Source organism: Phormidium sp. CCY1219 (assembly GCF_055795085.1).
The window spans coordinates 1-16,758 of the sequence record NZ_JAYFEQ010000408.1; the positions used below are offsets into that span (position 1 = coordinate 1).

Consider the following 16,758-nt stretch of genomic DNA (forward strand, 5'->3'; position numbering starts at 1 on the left):
CCCGGCGGAAGCGTTGCGGGAGGCGCAGTTGGAGATGTGGCAACGTGAGGAGTGGAAATCGCCCTATTTTTGGGCGGCGTTTACGTTGCAGGGGGAGTGGCGATGAGTGAGATGGTGGGGAGACCCAGCCTCCAGATAGGCCCGATCGCCATCTGCTGGGAACGAGTCTGGGGGATATTATATCACATTTGGCCGATTTTTCAATAAAAATAGGGCGGGCGATCGCGCTGTCGCCCCGGGCTTCGCTAGTGTTGGCCAAAACGCGACTATTAGTTGCGCTGCTGTCTCTGATGAATGGGAATTTTTAAGATAACTTCCGTTCCTTGACCCAATTGGGACAGACACTCTAATTCTCCGCGATGTTTTTCCACAATAATCTGATAGCTAATGGCCAATCCCAATCCGGTTCCTTTACCCACTGGTTTGGTGGTAAAAAATGGTTCAAACAGTTTTTGTCGCACGGAGTCGCTCATCCCACACCCGTTATCGGCAAGTCGGATAACGGCGAATTCACCGTCAACTGTAGTGCGAATTTGGATGGTCATTTGTTGTTGGTCATTGGTCATTTGTCCTTGGTGGTTTAGATCGGTTAGGGATGACTCTAAGGCATCGATCGCATTTCCCAGCAGATTCATAAACACCTGATTGAGCTGGCCCGGATAGCACTCAATTAAGGGCAGAGTTCCGTATTCTTTCACAATCTCGATCGCCGGTCGATTGGGGAGTTCGCGCAAGCGGCTATTTAAAATCATCAGGGTACTATCAATCCCTTCATGGATATCCACTTCTTTCACCTGGGCTTCATCCAGGCGAGAGAAGTTCCGTAAAGACCGGACGATTTCCTGAATGCGTTCTGCGCCCACTTTCATCGACTGCAGCAATTTTGGCAAGTCTTCGGCGATAAAATCTAGCTCGATCGCCTCCATTTCGGCTACAATGGTCTCTGGCGGTTCGGGGTAGCTGGCTTGATATAATTCGATCAGTGCTAACAGTCCCTCGGCGTATTCTTGAGCCGGAATGATGTTACCATAAATAAAGCTTACGGGATTGTTGATTTCGTGAGCAACGCCGGCGACAAGCTGACCGAGGGAGGACAATTTTTCGCTTTGAATCAGTTGAGTTTGGGTTTGTTGCAATTCGCGCAAAGCTCCTTCCAATTCCTGGCTTTTAGCTTTGGCGGTCGCGGCGGCGGTGGCTGCATCATCGTAGAGGCGGGCCTGGTCGATCGCGATCGCCAGTTGGGAGGCGATCGCGGTGAGTAACTCGATTTCGATGTCGCGCCACTGACGGCGATCGCCGCACCAGCCGACAATCGCACCCACTTCTCCCCCCCGGGTTTGCAGGGGGATATACACCCCCGCCTGCGCCCCTATTCCCTGCATAAACTGCTGCAATACCGGGTCTTCTACTCGGCTTGTATCTTCCACCCGCAGTTCTTCCCCGCTTAAAATATGCTCCTCCACCATTCTTCCCAACTCTGCGGTGGGATAAACCCCAAGCTGACTGGGAAGGTCTGGGGCGACAGATTCTCGCACCACTTCCCAGGCGGGGGGTTCCCACTGGGGACGATACCACGCAAAGGTACAGCGATCGAGGTGTAACGAGTGGCGCACTTCCTGGACGGTGGTTTGCAAAATGCGGTCCAAGTCGAGAGACTGGCGAATGCGGTCGATCAGGCGATTGAGCAGTTCCTCGCGCTGGGCGGTTTCTCGCAGTTGCGCTTCTCGTTCTCGCAGGGCGGCTTCTGCGAATACGCGATCGCTGATATCGCGATCCATCCCCCGATACCCTCGGAAATTCCCCTCGCGATCGAACATCGGGACGCCGCTACTCTCCAGGATAACCCGATGACCGTCTTTGTGCAAGTTGGTATTTTCCACAAATTTGAACGGTTCTCCTCCGGCGCAGAGTTCGGCCAATCTCTCACTCGCGCGATCGGCGTCTATAGGATGCATAATATCCGTTGGTTTTTTCCCCAATACCTCCTGCGGTTCGTAGCCCAAAATTTCGCGCACATTCGGACTCACATAAGTGTAGCACCCTTCCCCATCCACTTCCCACACCCAATCGCTGGTGGTTTCGATTAAGTTGCGGAATCGTTCTTCACTTTGTCGCAGGGCTTCTTCCGCTTGCTTAGGTTCCGTGATATTTTGCGACATCACCAAACAGGCAAAAATTTCATCGGCTTCGTTATGGAGAGGTAGCGCATGGATAATATAAGTTTCCTCGCCCAATTGAGATTCAAAAACGCTGGGGTCTCCCGCCAGGGCGGCGCGATACCGGGGCGCAGCGCGATCGCAACTCTCTGGGGGAAACACCTCCCAAATGCTCTTTCCCTCCACAACTTCCTTCGATAACCCCATTTTGGCTAATTCCGTACCCCCCGCCAGGATAACCCGCAAGTCGCGATCGAGCAAGCTCACCGCCCCGTTGGGGAAATTATCGACTAACGTCCGATACAGTTGCTCGCTTCTTCGCACTGCAGCTTCTGCTTCCAAGCGTTCCGTAATCTCCAACCCTAATGAAATTAACCCATTGACTTCTCCGCTTTCATCAACTATCGGCGTATTGTACCACTCGCACACAATCGTCCGCCCATCTTTGGTACGATTTTCATTCACATGATAAGTCCCGCCTTCCTGATTCAGCAATTGACTTTTAATCGGTTCGAGCTGTTCTCTTAACTCTTCCAACACGATTAAGTCAAATATATCGCGCCCATTTGCTTCTTGGGCACTGTAGCCGAAAATTCGTTCCGCTGCGGGATTCCACGCGACCACTTCCAAATTCGGAGTAAACTCGATCGCCGCTAGAGGAGTTTCGCGCACCAGCAACGAGAGTTTTTGCGCCGTAGCCCGTCGTTCCCGTTCCGCCTCTTTTCGTTCGGTGATATCGATATTATATACAATCAGACCCACAACTTCCCCTTCGCCATTTTTTTCCTGGGAAACCGATAGATAAACATCAGCCAAATCACCGGATTTTCGCTGCGTTTTTATTTCTCCCTCGTAACTTCCCTGTTGCTGAATTTGCGGCATCATCTCCTGCTGGAAATACATCACAGTATCCGATGGATAAAGGAAAGTAATCTCTCGACCGATCGCTTCCGCTGCAGCATACCCGTAAATTCGTTCCGCCCCCTGGTTCCAGCGAGTCACGTTCCCCTGTAGGTCAGTGGTAATCACCGCATCGCAAAGCTGGTCGAGAATGCGCGCCTGCTGTTGCAACTCAGCTTCGGCGCGTTTCTGTTCCGTAATATCTAGAATAAACAACCCAATTGCTATAGCGTTGTCACTGGTTTTCAAAGGAATTAAAGAACACAGTCCCGTCCGATATCCCCCCCGCATCGGCATGTTTTCGCTGATTTCTACATTAACAATCGATTCACCTGTGTTGAGGACGTATTGCAACGCAGGTTCCACATTATCAGCCAATTCGGGTAAAACTTCCCTGACGGCTTTTCCCAAATGTTCCGCTACCGAAATCCCGTGCATTTCCGCTAAGGTTTCGTTGAGTTGCAAGTAACGCATCTGGTGGTCTAAAATGCCGATACCCAGGGGAGAATTGTCAATCAAGGAATTCAGAAGTGCCTGTTGATGCGCCAGTTGACGTTCTAACGCTTTGCGTTCGGAAATGTCGGTAGTAATGCCAATAAAGCCGATAATTTCACCTTGGTTATCTTGAATGGCATCCGTGCGACCAAACACTTCAAAACACCGTCCCGATCGCGCTCTCACTTCCCGTTCCCCACTCCAGGATTTGCCGCTGGTAATAATCTGCAGCATTTCCCTCGCCACCGTTGAATCGGTAAACACATGGGGAATACCGCCGGCGGCATTAAACGCTTCCACGGTGTCGTAGCCGTAAAGTTCGGCAAAAGCGCGATTATGATAGATATGATTGCCCTTTTCATCGGCTATTGAAATTGCATCGCTGGCACTATCTACCGCTTTACTAATCCGCAACAGGGTTTCTTCATTTTGCTTGCGCTCGGTCATATCGAGCAAATACCCATCAAAATTGGTAATTTCACCGCTTTCATTGCGAGAGATTACGGTAAAATCATACATCCAGCGAAATTCCCCCGCGCCATTTTGCAGCCGATATTCTTGCTCGAACGCATTCACCCCGGTATCGCAATAATGCTGCACCTCAGCGGCAATTCGTTCTACATCCTCGGGATGCAGCAGGGTGGCAAACGGTACTGTTCCAGAGGTCAAATCCGCCGGTTGATATCCCAATTGCGTCACATTGGGCGATACATATTCCATCGGCCAATTAGCTTCGGGTTTCCAGCGAAACACGATAACCGGACCGCCCACAAATAAGTTTCTTTCTTGCTGTAATGCGGTTTCGGCAGCTTTGCGATCGCTAATATCCGTTATCGACCCCACATACCCGCGAATCTCCCCCATCTCGTTTCGTTCCGCCACCGCCTGGGACAACACCCAGGTTATTTTCCCCAAAGGATCGACCATGCGATACTCAATCGATAATCGGCGATTTTCTCGACGCGCGTTTTCCCATTCCGCGAAGACCCGATCGCGATCCTCGGGATGAATGGCACTCAGCCATCCTGTCCCCAAACTTTCCTCCCGGGAAAGTCCGGCAATTTCACGCCAGCGCTGGTTCACATACAAACAGTTTCCACTGACATCCGCATGGTAAATCCCCACGGGAGAGACTTGGGTGAGAGTTTGATAGCGCCGATCGCTCTCTCGTAATTGCGCGATCGTGGCTTGCAGTTGCTCGGTTCGCTCTTCTACCCGGCGTTCCAGTTCCTCGGAAGCCTCTTGCAGTGCCAGTTCCACCCTTTTACGCTCCGTGATGTCCATCAGGGTGCCAAACAACCGCACCACGCGATCGGCTTGTGTATAAGCTTCTCCTTTTGCATAAACATACCGAATCTCTCCCGTGGGACGGACAATCCGCGCTTCCAATTCATAGGCTTGGCCCTGGGCGATCGCTTGATTCACTCGACCTTGGAACTCCTCTCGGTCCTCGGGATGATACAATTGCACCAATTCCGCGAAGCTGGGTACGCCCTCGGCGGGGTTTACCCCGTAAATCCGAAAGATTTCGTCGGACCAGGTAATCCTTCCACTGGCGACCTCGAATTCCCAATTCCCCACATGCGCCATTTGTTGCGCCGCGCTTAAATCCGCTTCCCGCTTGCGCCGGATCCCGCGATCCGCGATCGCCTCGCCGATATCTTCGATCGCCTCAATAAAATAACTCGGCGATCCATCCGCATCCCGCACCAGAGAACGGGTCAATTTCACCCACACCACCGCTCCATTTTTATCAAAAAACCGTTTCTCCATCCCATCGGTGGCCATTTCTCCAGCCAAAAGCCGACGCTTCCCCTGCACATCTCTGGCCCAATCCTCCGGATGCCCGATATCCCGACTCTGCATCTCGGTTAGCTCCCTTGCATCATAGCCGAGAATCTCGCAAAACTTGGGATTGACCCGGATAAATTCACCCCCGATTCCCACCTGTGCCATCCCCACACCCACTCGTTCCCAGGTGGCGCTCAAAAAGTCGGGACTTCGAGAAGGAGATGCAGAGAACTCCTGGGCTGTTCCCTCAGCGCGATCGCCCTCCAAGGTCACGATCCAACCGCCTATCTCTCCGTTGCTCTCTCGCCACTGATGAGCCTGTAGTTTCCGCGCCTCTGTGGCGTCTGGAACGGATCGGGGAACCGATTCCCCCTCCCCCTGGAACTCTACCCCTGGAGAATCCCTTCCCGAGGTTTCGCCCAGATTTTCCAGGTGACAGGGTTGACCGATAACCCCTTGCGCCTCGAGTCCGTAAATCCGCAACCATTGGCGAGACACGGCGAGATAGCGCAGATCGCGATCGAGCATCGCCGTCGCAACGGGCAAATGCTCTAAAAACCGGGAGAATAAATCGGGACTTGCAGCAGCGTACATAGACTCTTGTCAAATCTTTCTTTATTGAGGATAATCAATATTTCGATAACTTAGGGACAGGAAGTTGGGTTGTCAGCAAATTAGGCGTCAGCCCCGCCCGGGAATCACAACCCTCGATTTTTCTTAACCGTGACTTTTCGATATCTCTTGTTTTACAAACCCTATGGCGTCTTGACTCAGTTTACCGACGCCAGTGGCGCTGATGGGGGCACCCCGCGTCCCACTTTAAAAGATTATATCCCCGTACCGTCGGTTTATCCCGTGGGTCGGCTCGATCGCGACAGCGAGGGACTGCTGCTGCTGACTAATCGCGGTCAGCTACAGCACCGACTCTGTTCTCCCCAATTCGCTCATCCGCGCACCTACTGGGTGCAGGTAGAGCGCATTCCCGATGCGGCGGCGTTAAATCAACTGCGAAATGGAATCTCAATTCAGAATTATCGCACTCGTCCGGCGAAAGTCAAGCAATTATCTGCCCCCCCACCGTTACCGCCGCGCGACCCACCGATTCGCTACCGCAAAACCGTGCCCACCTGCTGGTTGGAAATGACCCTGACTGAAGGCAAAAATCGTCAGGTTCGCCGGATGACGGCGGCGGTGGGATTTCCCACCTTGCGATTGGTTCGCTCTGGTATTGCTCATTTGCGCTTGCAGGGATTGGAACCGGGCCAGTGGCGGGATTTGACGGCGGAAGAAGTCAAAGCTTTGCACCAACTCTTGCGCTGATAATCGGATTGCTTTTGCGATCGCCAACATTTCGTGGCTACAATTGTTCCTGAGTTGGTTTTCCGAGTTTAACCTGCACCACCTCCGGCTCAGTCCCGCTCTTGTTTTTCATTTAGTTTGCATATATTTAGGAGTTTAAATTGCGATTTTATTGTCGGTTAATATTTGGGTCAATTTTCGATTTTTTACTCTCTGCAAAAAGAAGCCTGAAAACTCACCTATTATTTGAATTGGTTATTTTTTGGAATAAAAAGGTTTGTCCTATAAGGATGAGGAAACATGGTTTCTAGGAAAATGGAACTGCTGTTTGCGAGATTGCTATGAATGGCAGGAGAGATTTTAGTAGGGTAATAAAATAAAGGCTGAGGCGAGTTTTTTTAAGAAAGACCAAACCGTTGAGAGAAATACATCCGAGAACAAAGATAGGTAGAAGAAATATTGGGGTAAAGTGGGGAAACAACATAACGGATTTAACCCGATGAGTTGGCATGGTTTGCAGTAGCAAACTAACTGCGTAAAGAAAGTGAAGAAGCGGTGGAGTCATTGGCTCACCCCCTAGGCAAATCGATCGGGGGGGGGTAGAAGCGGTGAGGAGAACTTTACCGTCTCAGGAAAACCCAGAGTTAAGGCAGAATAAAGAAGGCGGATTGAGTTGATTTGTGTATTTTGAAGCTTGCAACCCGGTTGATTCGGGTTGTATAATGGTCTGGGTTTTGCTACATTGAACGTAGGGAAGGGGTGGACAACCCGCAGGGGGACATTAAAAACAGATGGGGAGAAAAGAAGCAGGGGGCATTTTTTTGGGGGCGGTGACCACCCCGGGAAACGCTCTCGGGAAAACTTTATGAAAACTTCAAAAAAACTTTAACAAATTTTCACATTATCCATCACATCCAGTCGAGAGGAGTTCAGGAATGACGTCGAACAGCTATTTTAGCGAGTGGAGCGACCCACCAGAGTACCGCGAACCTCAAATGAGCGATAATGCCCAGTGCGGCGATCGCGATCGGCGAGATGCTCCCAGGCGCGTCTCTTCCTCGCGCGCAACAGTTGTTTCCCCCGATCGCGCACAATCCAACCGCGATCGGACAGACATCTTTTGTCCAGCGCCCTATTTTAACGCAGAATTGCCAGATAACATTGAAGGAGACTACAGCGAATCCCTGAGGGACTCCCCGCACTGGCGTCGGCTTTACTTTTACCTGGATTTAACCGCCTGTATTCTAGCAATTAACCCCCAAGGAGCCTCGATATTGGGTTACGCCGCACCAGAACTGATAGGGCGAAATTTTTTAGATCTGATTTATCCGGAGGATCGCCAGCGAATCCAACGGAAACTGAAGGCTCTGACTCGTCAAAAAGCCTGTCAGTGGTGTCCGAGAGATCGCGGTTGTCTCTCGCCTCCCTTCCCCCTGGGAGAATTTCGCCTGCAATGCCATGACAAGAGTAAGCTGTGGGTCAGCGTCACCCTGTCTTGCGCTGCCGGTGTAGGTGAGAAACCCGGTTTATTTCTCGCCGGGGAGCTGTTTGCCCGCACCCAGGAGGGGAGTGAGGAAGCCACTGCGGGTATGCACCCCCAGGGAACCCGAACCCCTGCCCCAGTGACGCAACCCCTTCCTGCGTTCCCGGACATTTCCCCAGAAGCGATCGCCGCCATCGAAGCCAAGCAACTCGGCTGCATCGCCGCCGCAGATGACCCTCCGGCAAAGCATTGCGAAAATAGCGTCGTCCCGGTGTTCGAGCAAACCCTTGCCCGCACCAAAAGCCCAGTTTTCATCACCAATCCCCGCTTACCGGACAATCCAATCGTCTATGTCAACCCCAGTTTCGAGCGACTGCTGGGCTATAGTGCCGCCGAAGCGATCGGGCGCAATTACCGCTTCTTGCAATCTGGCGATCGCGAGACATTCGCCAAAATCACCCAGTGCATCGCCCAAGGCAAAAAAACCCGGGCGATCGTCCGCAACGCCCGCAAAGATGGAACCGAGTTTTGCTGCGAACTCTCTATCTATCCGGTCCGCAATTGTGCGGGAGAATTAACCCATTTTATCGGCATCCAAAACCAGACCGCAGACGTCAGTGCGTCGGCAGCACAATTGCACCCCGCCGCAGAGCAAACCACCCCCCCCAAGCCCGATTCGCCTCCGCCCAAAGCGCCCGGGGGCGATAGCGAACAACACTATCGCCGCATTGTCGAAACCACCAGCGACGGACTTTGCACCCTCGACCCTGGGGGAAACCTCTCCTATGTCAACCCGCAACTGATGAAAATCCTCCAGCTTTCGGAAGCTGAGATGCTCGGAAAGCCATTTTTGGACTTTGTGGACGAGCGCTCTCGGGCGATCGCATCTGAGGCGATCGCCGAAACTCGCTACGGTGTCTCTGGGCGACAAGATTTGCAATTGCGTCGCCCCGATGGTTCCTCCCTGTGGACCTTGGTCTCCTTCCAGCCGCTTTTTGACCCGGGCGATCGCTATGCAGGAACCCTCGCTACCCTCTGCGATATTAGCGATCGCTTCCGCGCCGAAGTCTCCCTAACCCATCAGTTTCAGCGGGAACGCTTGATCGCCCGCACCATCGCCCGCATTCGTCAGTCGCTTCACCTCGATGCCATTCTCAACACCGCCGTCACCGAAGTGCGGGAATTTCTCCAATGCGATCGGGTCTTGATTTTTCAATTCCAGCCCGGTTGGAAAAGCGGTACGGTCCTGGTCGAATCCGTTGCCGACCCTTGGCCGAAAATCGTCGGCACCACCATCCACGACCCTTGTTTTGAAAACCTCGTCCCCCTTTACCTTCAAGGTCGCATCCATGCCATGAGCGATCTCGATGCCGCTAATCTGACTCCCTGTTACGCCGCTTTACTCTCGGAATTTCACGTCAAAGCCAATTTAGTGGTGCCCCTGGTCACGCCGAGTCGGGATCCGAGAACCCTCAACACGATGGATTCTGAATCTTCGACGATGGGGTTATCCAACCTGTGGGGTTTGCTGGTGGCTCATCACTGTTCCTCCCCCCGTCACTGGTTGTCTCAAGAAACCACATTATTGCAACAATTAGCCGCGCAATTGGGAATTGCTATCTCTCAGTCCCAGTTGTATCGTCATCTTTCCCAAGTGGGAAGCACCCTCGAACTTCAAGTGCAAGAACGCACGGCACAATTACAACAATCCCTCGAATTTTCCGATTTGGTCTGCCGCATTACCGATAAAGTCCGCGAAAGTTTAGACGAAGCTCATATTCTGCAAACGGCGGTTGCAGAATTGGCCAACGTTCTCAAGGTCGATTATTGTTGCGCGGCGCTTTACGATGCCGATCGCACCACGGCAACCATTTGCTACGAATCCAGCCAGTCTAACATGGGGTCGGGTTTGGGCCAAGTGATTCCCATCGCACAAGCACCCCATGTGTTTGACAAATTATTGGCCGGCGAATATTTTATCGCTTGGGATACCGGGCAAATGCAATATTTTCAAGGTCCTGAATTGGGGGATTTAGCTTGTCCGGATCTGGCGCAAATGGTGGCGGCGAAGTTAATCGTGCCGATTTTTGACGACCGAGGGGCGATCGCCCATTTGGCACTGTTGCACTCTCAGTCTCGGGTGTTTGGCGACCCGGAAATTCGCTTGGTGCAGTTGGTGGCGTCGCAATGCGCGATCGCCCTGCGTCAAGCTCGCCTCTATCAAGAAACCCTGGGGAAACTCGACGAGTTGGAAACGCTCAATCGTCTGAAAGATGAATTTCTCAGCACGGTTTCCCACGAATTGCGATCGCCGATGACCAACATGAAAATGGCGATCCAAATGGTACAAATTCTCTGCAAACAATGGGAAACGCCTGACGCTGACCCCGCTTCCATTCCCTCCTCTTCGGTGCGAGACCGTCTGTCAAATTATCTGAGGATTTTACACGACCAATGCGAGCGCGAAATTAATTTAATTAACGATTTGCTGGATTTGCAGCGCCTAGATGCCGCTTACACTCGGGAAGTATCGGAAATTCAGTTGGAACATTGGCTCGCAGAATTAACTGCGCGCTTTGAGGACCGCACCAACCAGCGTCAGCAACATTTACACCTCAATCTTCCCACGCCACTCCCGCCAATTGTTACCGAAACTTCCAGTTTGGAACGGGTGATGATGGAGTTGTTGAATAATGCCTGCAAGTACACGCCGCCGGAAGAGGAGATTATCGTTTCTGCTACTGTCAAGGGCGATCGCATCCGGTTGTGCGTTACTAATACCGGCATCGAAATTCCACCCGAGGAAATGAATCATGTGTTTGAAAAGTTCTACCGCATCCCCAGTGGCGACCCTTGGAAGCAAGGAGGCACCGGTTTGGGGTTGGCGTTGGTGCAAAAACTCACCACCCATTTAGGAGGGCAGATTTTCGTGGAAAGTGGCGATCGCAAAACTTCTTTTATCGTGGAAATTCCGCTAACCTTAAATTGAACTTTTCCCCCTGACGGATAACCGGGTAAGCGGGCAACCACGGTTTTGCAAGCGAAGTGCAAAGGCGCTAAACGCGGCCTTTGGGGTTGCATCGTTTCCCTCGGATGACTTACTTAACACATTTAACTGTTTTTGTCAATTATTTTTCCGGAAAATTTTGGAGCAATTCTCCCTCGGCGTCGGGGGGGTTGATTTTGCTGCATGTTACGGGTGCAATTAAAATTGGGAAAGTTATGGTGTTTAAAACCCTGTTTAAAATCTGAACGTTAACCTATCCATTCCCTAACTGGAAGTATTCCCATGCTTGTCTGTCCTCAATGTCAGTTCCAGAATCCGAACACCCACAAGTTTTGCCAAAAGTGTGGCACCTCTTTAACCCATAAGTCCTGTCCGGAATGCGGCACCAAGGTAAGGGTGAGCAATTTGCGCTGCGATAATTGCCACGCGATAACGGGTCAGATTTGGTGGGCGATCGTCTCGCCAAATGGCACCCCATCTGCGGCGCAAGAGTCTGCCAATCCCCTGGAGTCTGCGCCCCCGCAAGAAGCAGAAGCGGCGCAAGACTTGCCCCCCGTGGGCGTGGCACCTGAGTCGGAAATGCTAGAGACGGAGGTCTCTTCGGACACCGAAATTCCCATTGGGTCTTCTACTGCAGGGATAGCCGGTTCGGCGTTCATGGCAGATGCAGATGCCTCAGCAGAGGTTTCTGCCGAGGCAACTCCCGCCGAGGATCTCGAAAACCGGGAAGAATCGGCAGTGGAAAGTCCGGAAGCGCTACCGGAAACTGAAGCAGCGCAAGCATCGCAAGCAGAAGCGATCGGTGCTGAAACCCCCGGGGAAGAAGTGGAAGAGGACTCGGTTTTCTCCTCAGAAGTCGATGCAGACATGGAAGCATTGGAGGGGAGTGAATCTTCCGCGCCCATACCGATGCCGGCAGGGAGTTATCTCGACTCGCAACAACGGTATCAATTGCTAGAGGAGGTGCCTCGGGAGGCTATTTCGGGGGAGGTGACGGTTAAAGTCTTGGATACTCAGCCCCTGCAGCAGTCGCCGCTGTCGGCGTTGAGTTCTCACTCTGTAGAATCTTTTTATCCCGCTTCGGAAATGACCTCGCAGAAAGAAACACCGGCGTGGGCAATGGCAATTCCGGCGATCGCCCATGCCTATCTCGCCCTTCACGGCCACTTTTATTCCAATTTGCCGACGATCCACGATGCTTGGCATCAGGATGAACGGGTGGTTTTACTGTTAGAAGACCGCACTGAGTTGCCGCTTTTAGTCAATAGCGCCGAAACTGCACTGACTCATCCGGCCCAGGTGTTGCATTGGGTGCAGGAAATGACGGAACTGTGGGCGGGGTTAGAAGAGTGGCACTGTCGTCAAAGCTTGCTCGAACCGGGGAATTTGCGGGTGGATGAAGACCAGGTATTGTGTCTGCAGCGGTTATATGCGGAGGACTCGAATGCTCCCCCCAGTTTAACGGCGTTAGGCGCACTGTGGCAAAGGCTGTTTAATGGTTCGGTGGCGGCGGATGATGGCGAGGATAGCCAACATCTGGTGCAGTTGCAGGGGTTGATGGGGGAAGTCACTCAGGGAACGGTCTCGACGATGGAGGAGTTGCGATCGCGCTTATCGGAACTCGCGAAGCAGATCGAACCCCCCCCGCCCACGGTTCCGCCCACGTTCTCGGGGGGCACCACTCGCCTGCAAGGGTCGGACTACTTTGAGGATGTGGAGGATTCGGACGCGCCGACGATGGTGATGCCGATGGAATTGGCGTCTCTGGCGGCGGCGGGTGCTACGGATATCGGACGCCAACGGACTCATAATGAGGATGATTTTGGCATCGAAACCCAGCACAAGGAACGTCTGGGGTCGCGATCGCAATCCACTCACTGGAAGGGTCTTTACATTCTCTGCGATGGCATGGGGGGCCACGAAAGCGGCGAAGTGGCGAGTGCCCTGGCGGTGGATACCCTGCGCGAATATTTGCATACCTACTGGCAAGAGAGTTTGCCGGATAGCGAAATTCTGCGATCGGCTATCTTGCACGCGAACCAAGCGATTTACCAGCGCAATCAAGAAGAACTGCGCGGCGGTAGTGGTCGCATGGGGACGACGTTGGTGATGGCTTTGGTGCAAGATACTTCGGTGGCGGTGGCCCATGTGGGGGATAGTCGTCTCTATCGGTTTAGTCGCGATCGCGGTTTGCAGCAAGTGACCCTGGATCACGAAGTGGGTCAGCGGGAAATTCAACGGGGGGTGGATCCGGCTACGGCTTACTCTCGTCCGGATGCTTACCAACTGACTCAAGCCCTCGGTCCGCGCAATGAGGATTTTGTCCGCCCTGACGTTCAGTTTTTTAATGTTGAGGAAGATACGTTGCTGATTCTGGCTTCTGATGGATTGACGGATAACGATTTGTTGGAGAAGTATGGCTCGACTCACATCGAACCGTTACTTGAGAAGAATGCCGATCTGGCGCAAGGGGTGAAGGCGTTAATCGATCTGGCAAATCAGTACAACGGTCACGATAATATTACGGCGATCGCCATCCGCGCTCTGGTGGAAGAAGATTGAGTGGTGGGTTGGTATAATTCGTGAGGTGGCGGGGGAGCGGTTTTCTCTTGCTCTCTCCCTGCCTCTTTTCTCGACTGTATTGTTTTGTGTTTTCAGGAGTTTCCAAGGTGGTTACTCTCGCTCTGTTAGATTCTGCAAACCAGACTCCCCTACATCAGTGGCGGTTTGACAAGCCGCAAGTCATTCGCGTGGGGCGATCTCCGGAAAATCAGGTGGTACTCGACGATCCGGTGGTGTCTCGCCAGCATCTAGAACTGCACCCCCCGCAGGATAGTCAATCGGGTGATTATTGGCAGCTTGTCAGCTACGGCACCAATGGCACCTTTGTCAATGGCCAATTCGTTTCTCATCAAGCGTGGGTCAATGATGGGGCATTGATTCAATTGGCATCGGGCGGTCCGGTGCTGAAGTTTCAGATGAGCGTTCCGGCACCCAAACCCCAAACTGCCGCACCCCGTCGCGGATCCGCAACATGCACTCACGCGAACAATCCTCCGAATACTTTATTCTGCATTCACTGCGGTCAACCGATTCAGGTGGAACGTCAGATTCGCGAGTATCAGGTGTTGAAAACTTTGGGACAAGGTGGAATGGGTACGACTTATCTGGCGTTCGTCCCCCCGGAAAAGGGCAACTCCCGTCCCACCATGTTGGTGCTTAAGGAAATGAATGCGGATATGACTCGCATCCCGAAAGCGCGGGAGTTATTCGAGCGCGAGGCGCGGGTGCTTGAAGGTCTCGCTCATCCGGGAATTCCCCAGTTTTATGATTTTTTCGTGGAAGATGGCAAAAAATATCTGGCAATGGAGACGATCCACGGTCAGGATTTGGAACGGCGCGTTTTTCAGCGCGGACCTGTGCCGTTACCTCAGGCGATCGATTGGATGATTCAAACCTGTGAGGTATTGGAGTATATCCATTCTCTCGACCCGCCGATCGTGCATCGGGATATCAAACCGGCGAATCTGATGGTCAGGACAATCGATAATCGAATTGTGGTTCTCGATTTTGGTGCGGTGAAGGAAATCGGCACCCCTTTGGGTACCTGCATTGGCGCACCAGATTATACCGCCCCGGAACAGAACCGAGGGGAACCGCTTACCCAGTCGGATATCTACGCGATCGGTGCGACTTTGATTTTTTTGCTGACTGCGGAAAGCCCCCAGAAGTTTTTTGAATTGCACGGACAAAGTTATGGGTTTAATGTGAAAAATGACCCGCGCATCACTCCGGCAGTTCGCGCTACCATCGAAAAAGCAACCCAGGCGAAACCGAGCGATCGCTACCAAACGGCTGCCCAACTCGCTCGTGCCTTGGCAGCCTGTTTGTAGGGGGTGAGGGATGGGTGGAGCGATCGCTCTTCACATCCTCACTCCCAAAACCCATTGATGATGTGTCGTCAGGGGCTTTTACTCATCCTCCTCTTCCCACGACTCCACCGCGATCAGATGGAGTACCGGGTCTTTCATCGAAAAGCCAAAATCAAGCAATTCACTTTTCCAAAACTGCCATTCATCACCATACAGAAAGGCAATTTTCCACAGGCTATCGCTGGGCTTCAGGATTTTTGAGTCTACTAGCGATCGCACTTGACGCTGTAATTTCTCCATCGGGTGACAAACCTTCTGGCTCATAATACCTCTTAAATTTTCCAAAAATTGCAACTTTTCTATTGCTTCTCAAGACTATTTTCCCAATGGCCGCACCCTGCACTCGCCCCATCCTCGTAGAGTTGACGGCGGATTTTGGGCGAACCGGTTGTTCCCGTTTGGTGCCGCGATTGGAGACCCGTTTCTAAGCATTCTCTCCGAACGCTGGCATTCAGAAACCGAAATGGGTGACCTCGCTTTAGTCTCGCGCTGTAGATGTTTCGGCATCCTCTTTCCACTGCATTCCACGCACTGTACTGAAATAATCGTTGATTGATACTCCCGTGGAAACAGCTCTGTTGTCTGTGCAAAGAATCTGAACCATTGTAAAGTTTTACTTTTCAGCGATTGCCTCGCATCCAGGCGAACCTTCGATTGACCTAGGTTGACATGGGTCGCTTCTAGGTCTCCCAGAACGCGCTTTACCCCGAATAAAACGGAGCGGCGCTCGGTACATCAATGCCTAGATTCGGTAGTCAGTTGAGAAACTACTCTATATCTTTTATCGTAGCACGCTGGTTTTGGCAAGTCTATTTTTAATTTTTTTTTCAGCTGACGGTTTTTTCGATTTCATCCTGTGCGGATCGCGATCGCAACTCCGTTTTCCCCTCCCCCCGAAAAAGCGCCTGCGCCTCCGGTAGAAGTGGTAGCGGTTTTCCCATCGCTTCTCCCGCCGTTGTATGGCATCAACCCGCATCTGGTTCGCCAAAGCGCGCACCTGCGGCATCCCGCCACTTTCCTCGAAAGCCGATTTCCCCTTCCTTAGATGAGGAATTGTGCTTTCCGTCAGCATCTTTTGATTCCAGCGTGCCACTGTTCGATCGGCGCGATCGCGACGCTTTCGCGCCTGAGACTTGCCGCTGAATTCGCTATGTCTGTGAAATGGGTTTTCTCCCCCATCATCCCTCAGGCCACATTAGTGCCCGATATGGCAATTCCACCCCACCGAACCGATGATAAGCCCCGGTATGTATGAATCGGTCTGGGTGAACTTTTTGCCCTCAGACGAGGGGAAAAAAGTCCGGTAAACTTAGCTTGACAGTTCCTTTTGGCCTGTCACTTATTTACTCTACCATAAAATGTTCCAATTTTTTCGTCGGATTTTTACAAATTTTTTTGGGGATTAACCCCCCTTTTTTTGTCGGTGGCGATCGCCACCGGCTGTGCTTCCCTATTCCCTCGCCAGGTCACCGGTGCCGCAGCTTTTCCGCCACTGACTTTGCAGCTTTGGATCCGAGTCTACGGGGTCTCGGCTCCGCGATCGCAACTATAGGCTTCACAAGTCCCACTTGCCAATCTCTCCACCTCTGGGCTTTTCACCCGAAATCAAAGAAGTCATTCTTACCCCTAACGGCTACCAAACTTAGATAAGTCTGGTCTTCTGGTCAGGTGAGCTTGGGAAAATAAAGTCTTACC

The 16,758-nt window shown here is 52.3% G+C and carries 7 protein-coding genes; 5 read left to right on the forward strand and 2 right to left on the reverse strand.

The features are described 5' to 3' along the window. Nucleotides 1-106: CHAT domain-containing protein (locus tag AC0QH1_RS09040; protein WP_442957300.1), on the forward strand; the 106-nt coding region annotated here is incomplete at its 5' end. Nucleotides 107-269: 163 nt separating this feature from the next. Here the strand turns inward: AC0QH1_RS09040 and AC0QH1_RS09045 are convergent. Continuing rightward, nucleotides 270-5,936, reverse strand: coding sequence for a PAS domain S-box protein (locus AC0QH1_RS09045; protein WP_324630743.1), 5,667 nt, complete (start codon nt 5,934-5,936; stop codon nt 270-272). 129 nt (nt 5,937-6,065) lie between these two features. On the opposite strand from AC0QH1_RS09045, the gene AC0QH1_RS09050 reads away from it, so the two are divergent. The 4 genes from AC0QH1_RS09050 (at nt 6,066) to AC0QH1_RS09065 (ending at nt 15,024) form a co-directional block, all read left to right on the forward strand. Beyond that, nucleotides 6,066-6,662 carry a pseudouridine synthase gene (locus tag AC0QH1_RS09050; protein WP_324630744.1) on the forward strand — a complete coding sequence of 199 codons (597 nt, stop codon included), beginning with the start codon at nt 6,066-6,068 and terminating at the stop codon, nt 6,660-6,662. Nucleotides 6,663-7,576: 914 nt separating this feature from the next. Next, nucleotides 7,577-11,113, forward strand: a complete 3,537-nt coding sequence (locus tag AC0QH1_RS09055; RefSeq protein WP_324630745.1) for a PAS domain S-box protein — start codon at nt 7,577-7,579, stop codon at nt 11,111-11,113. Nucleotides 11,114-11,413: 300 nt separating this feature from the next. After that, nucleotides 11,414-13,693, forward strand: a complete 2,280-nt coding sequence (locus AC0QH1_RS09060) for a serine/threonine phosphatase (RefSeq protein WP_324630746.1) — start codon at nt 11,414-11,416, stop codon at nt 13,691-13,693. Nucleotides 13,694-13,800: 107 nt separating this feature from the next. Further along, on the forward strand, nt 13,801-15,024 hold the full coding sequence (locus AC0QH1_RS09065) for an FHA domain-containing serine/threonine-protein kinase (RefSeq protein WP_324630747.1): 1,224 nt from the start codon (nt 13,801-13,803) through the stop codon (nt 15,022-15,024). A gap of 78 nt (nt 15,025-15,102) precedes the next feature. Here the strand turns inward: AC0QH1_RS09065 and AC0QH1_RS09070 are convergent, their stop codons facing one another. Further along, on the reverse strand, nt 15,103-15,327 hold the full coding sequence (locus tag AC0QH1_RS09070; RefSeq protein ID WP_324630748.1) for a DUF4327 family protein: 225 nt from the start codon (nt 15,325-15,327) through the stop codon (nt 15,103-15,105). Nucleotides 15,328-16,758 lie beyond the last annotated feature (1,431 nt).

What these genes read in the sequence shown, in the direction of transcription:
- AC0QH1_RS09055 (WP_324630745.1), top strand. Translation starts at nt 7,577, where the DNA reads ATGACGTCGAACAGCTATTTTAGCGAGTGGAGCGACCCACCAGAGTAC.
- AC0QH1_RS09045 (WP_324630743.1), bottom strand. Translation starts at nt 5,936, where the DNA reads ATGTACGCTGCTGCAAGTCCCGATTTATTCTCCCGGTTTTTAGAGCAT.
- AC0QH1_RS09060 (WP_324630746.1), top strand. Translation starts at nt 11,414, where the DNA reads ATGCTTGTCTGTCCTCAATGTCAGTTCCAGAATCCGAACACCCACAAG.
- AC0QH1_RS09070 (WP_324630748.1), bottom strand. Translation starts at nt 15,327, where the DNA reads ATGAGCCAGAAGGTTTGTCACCCGATGGAGAAATTACAGCGTCAAGTG.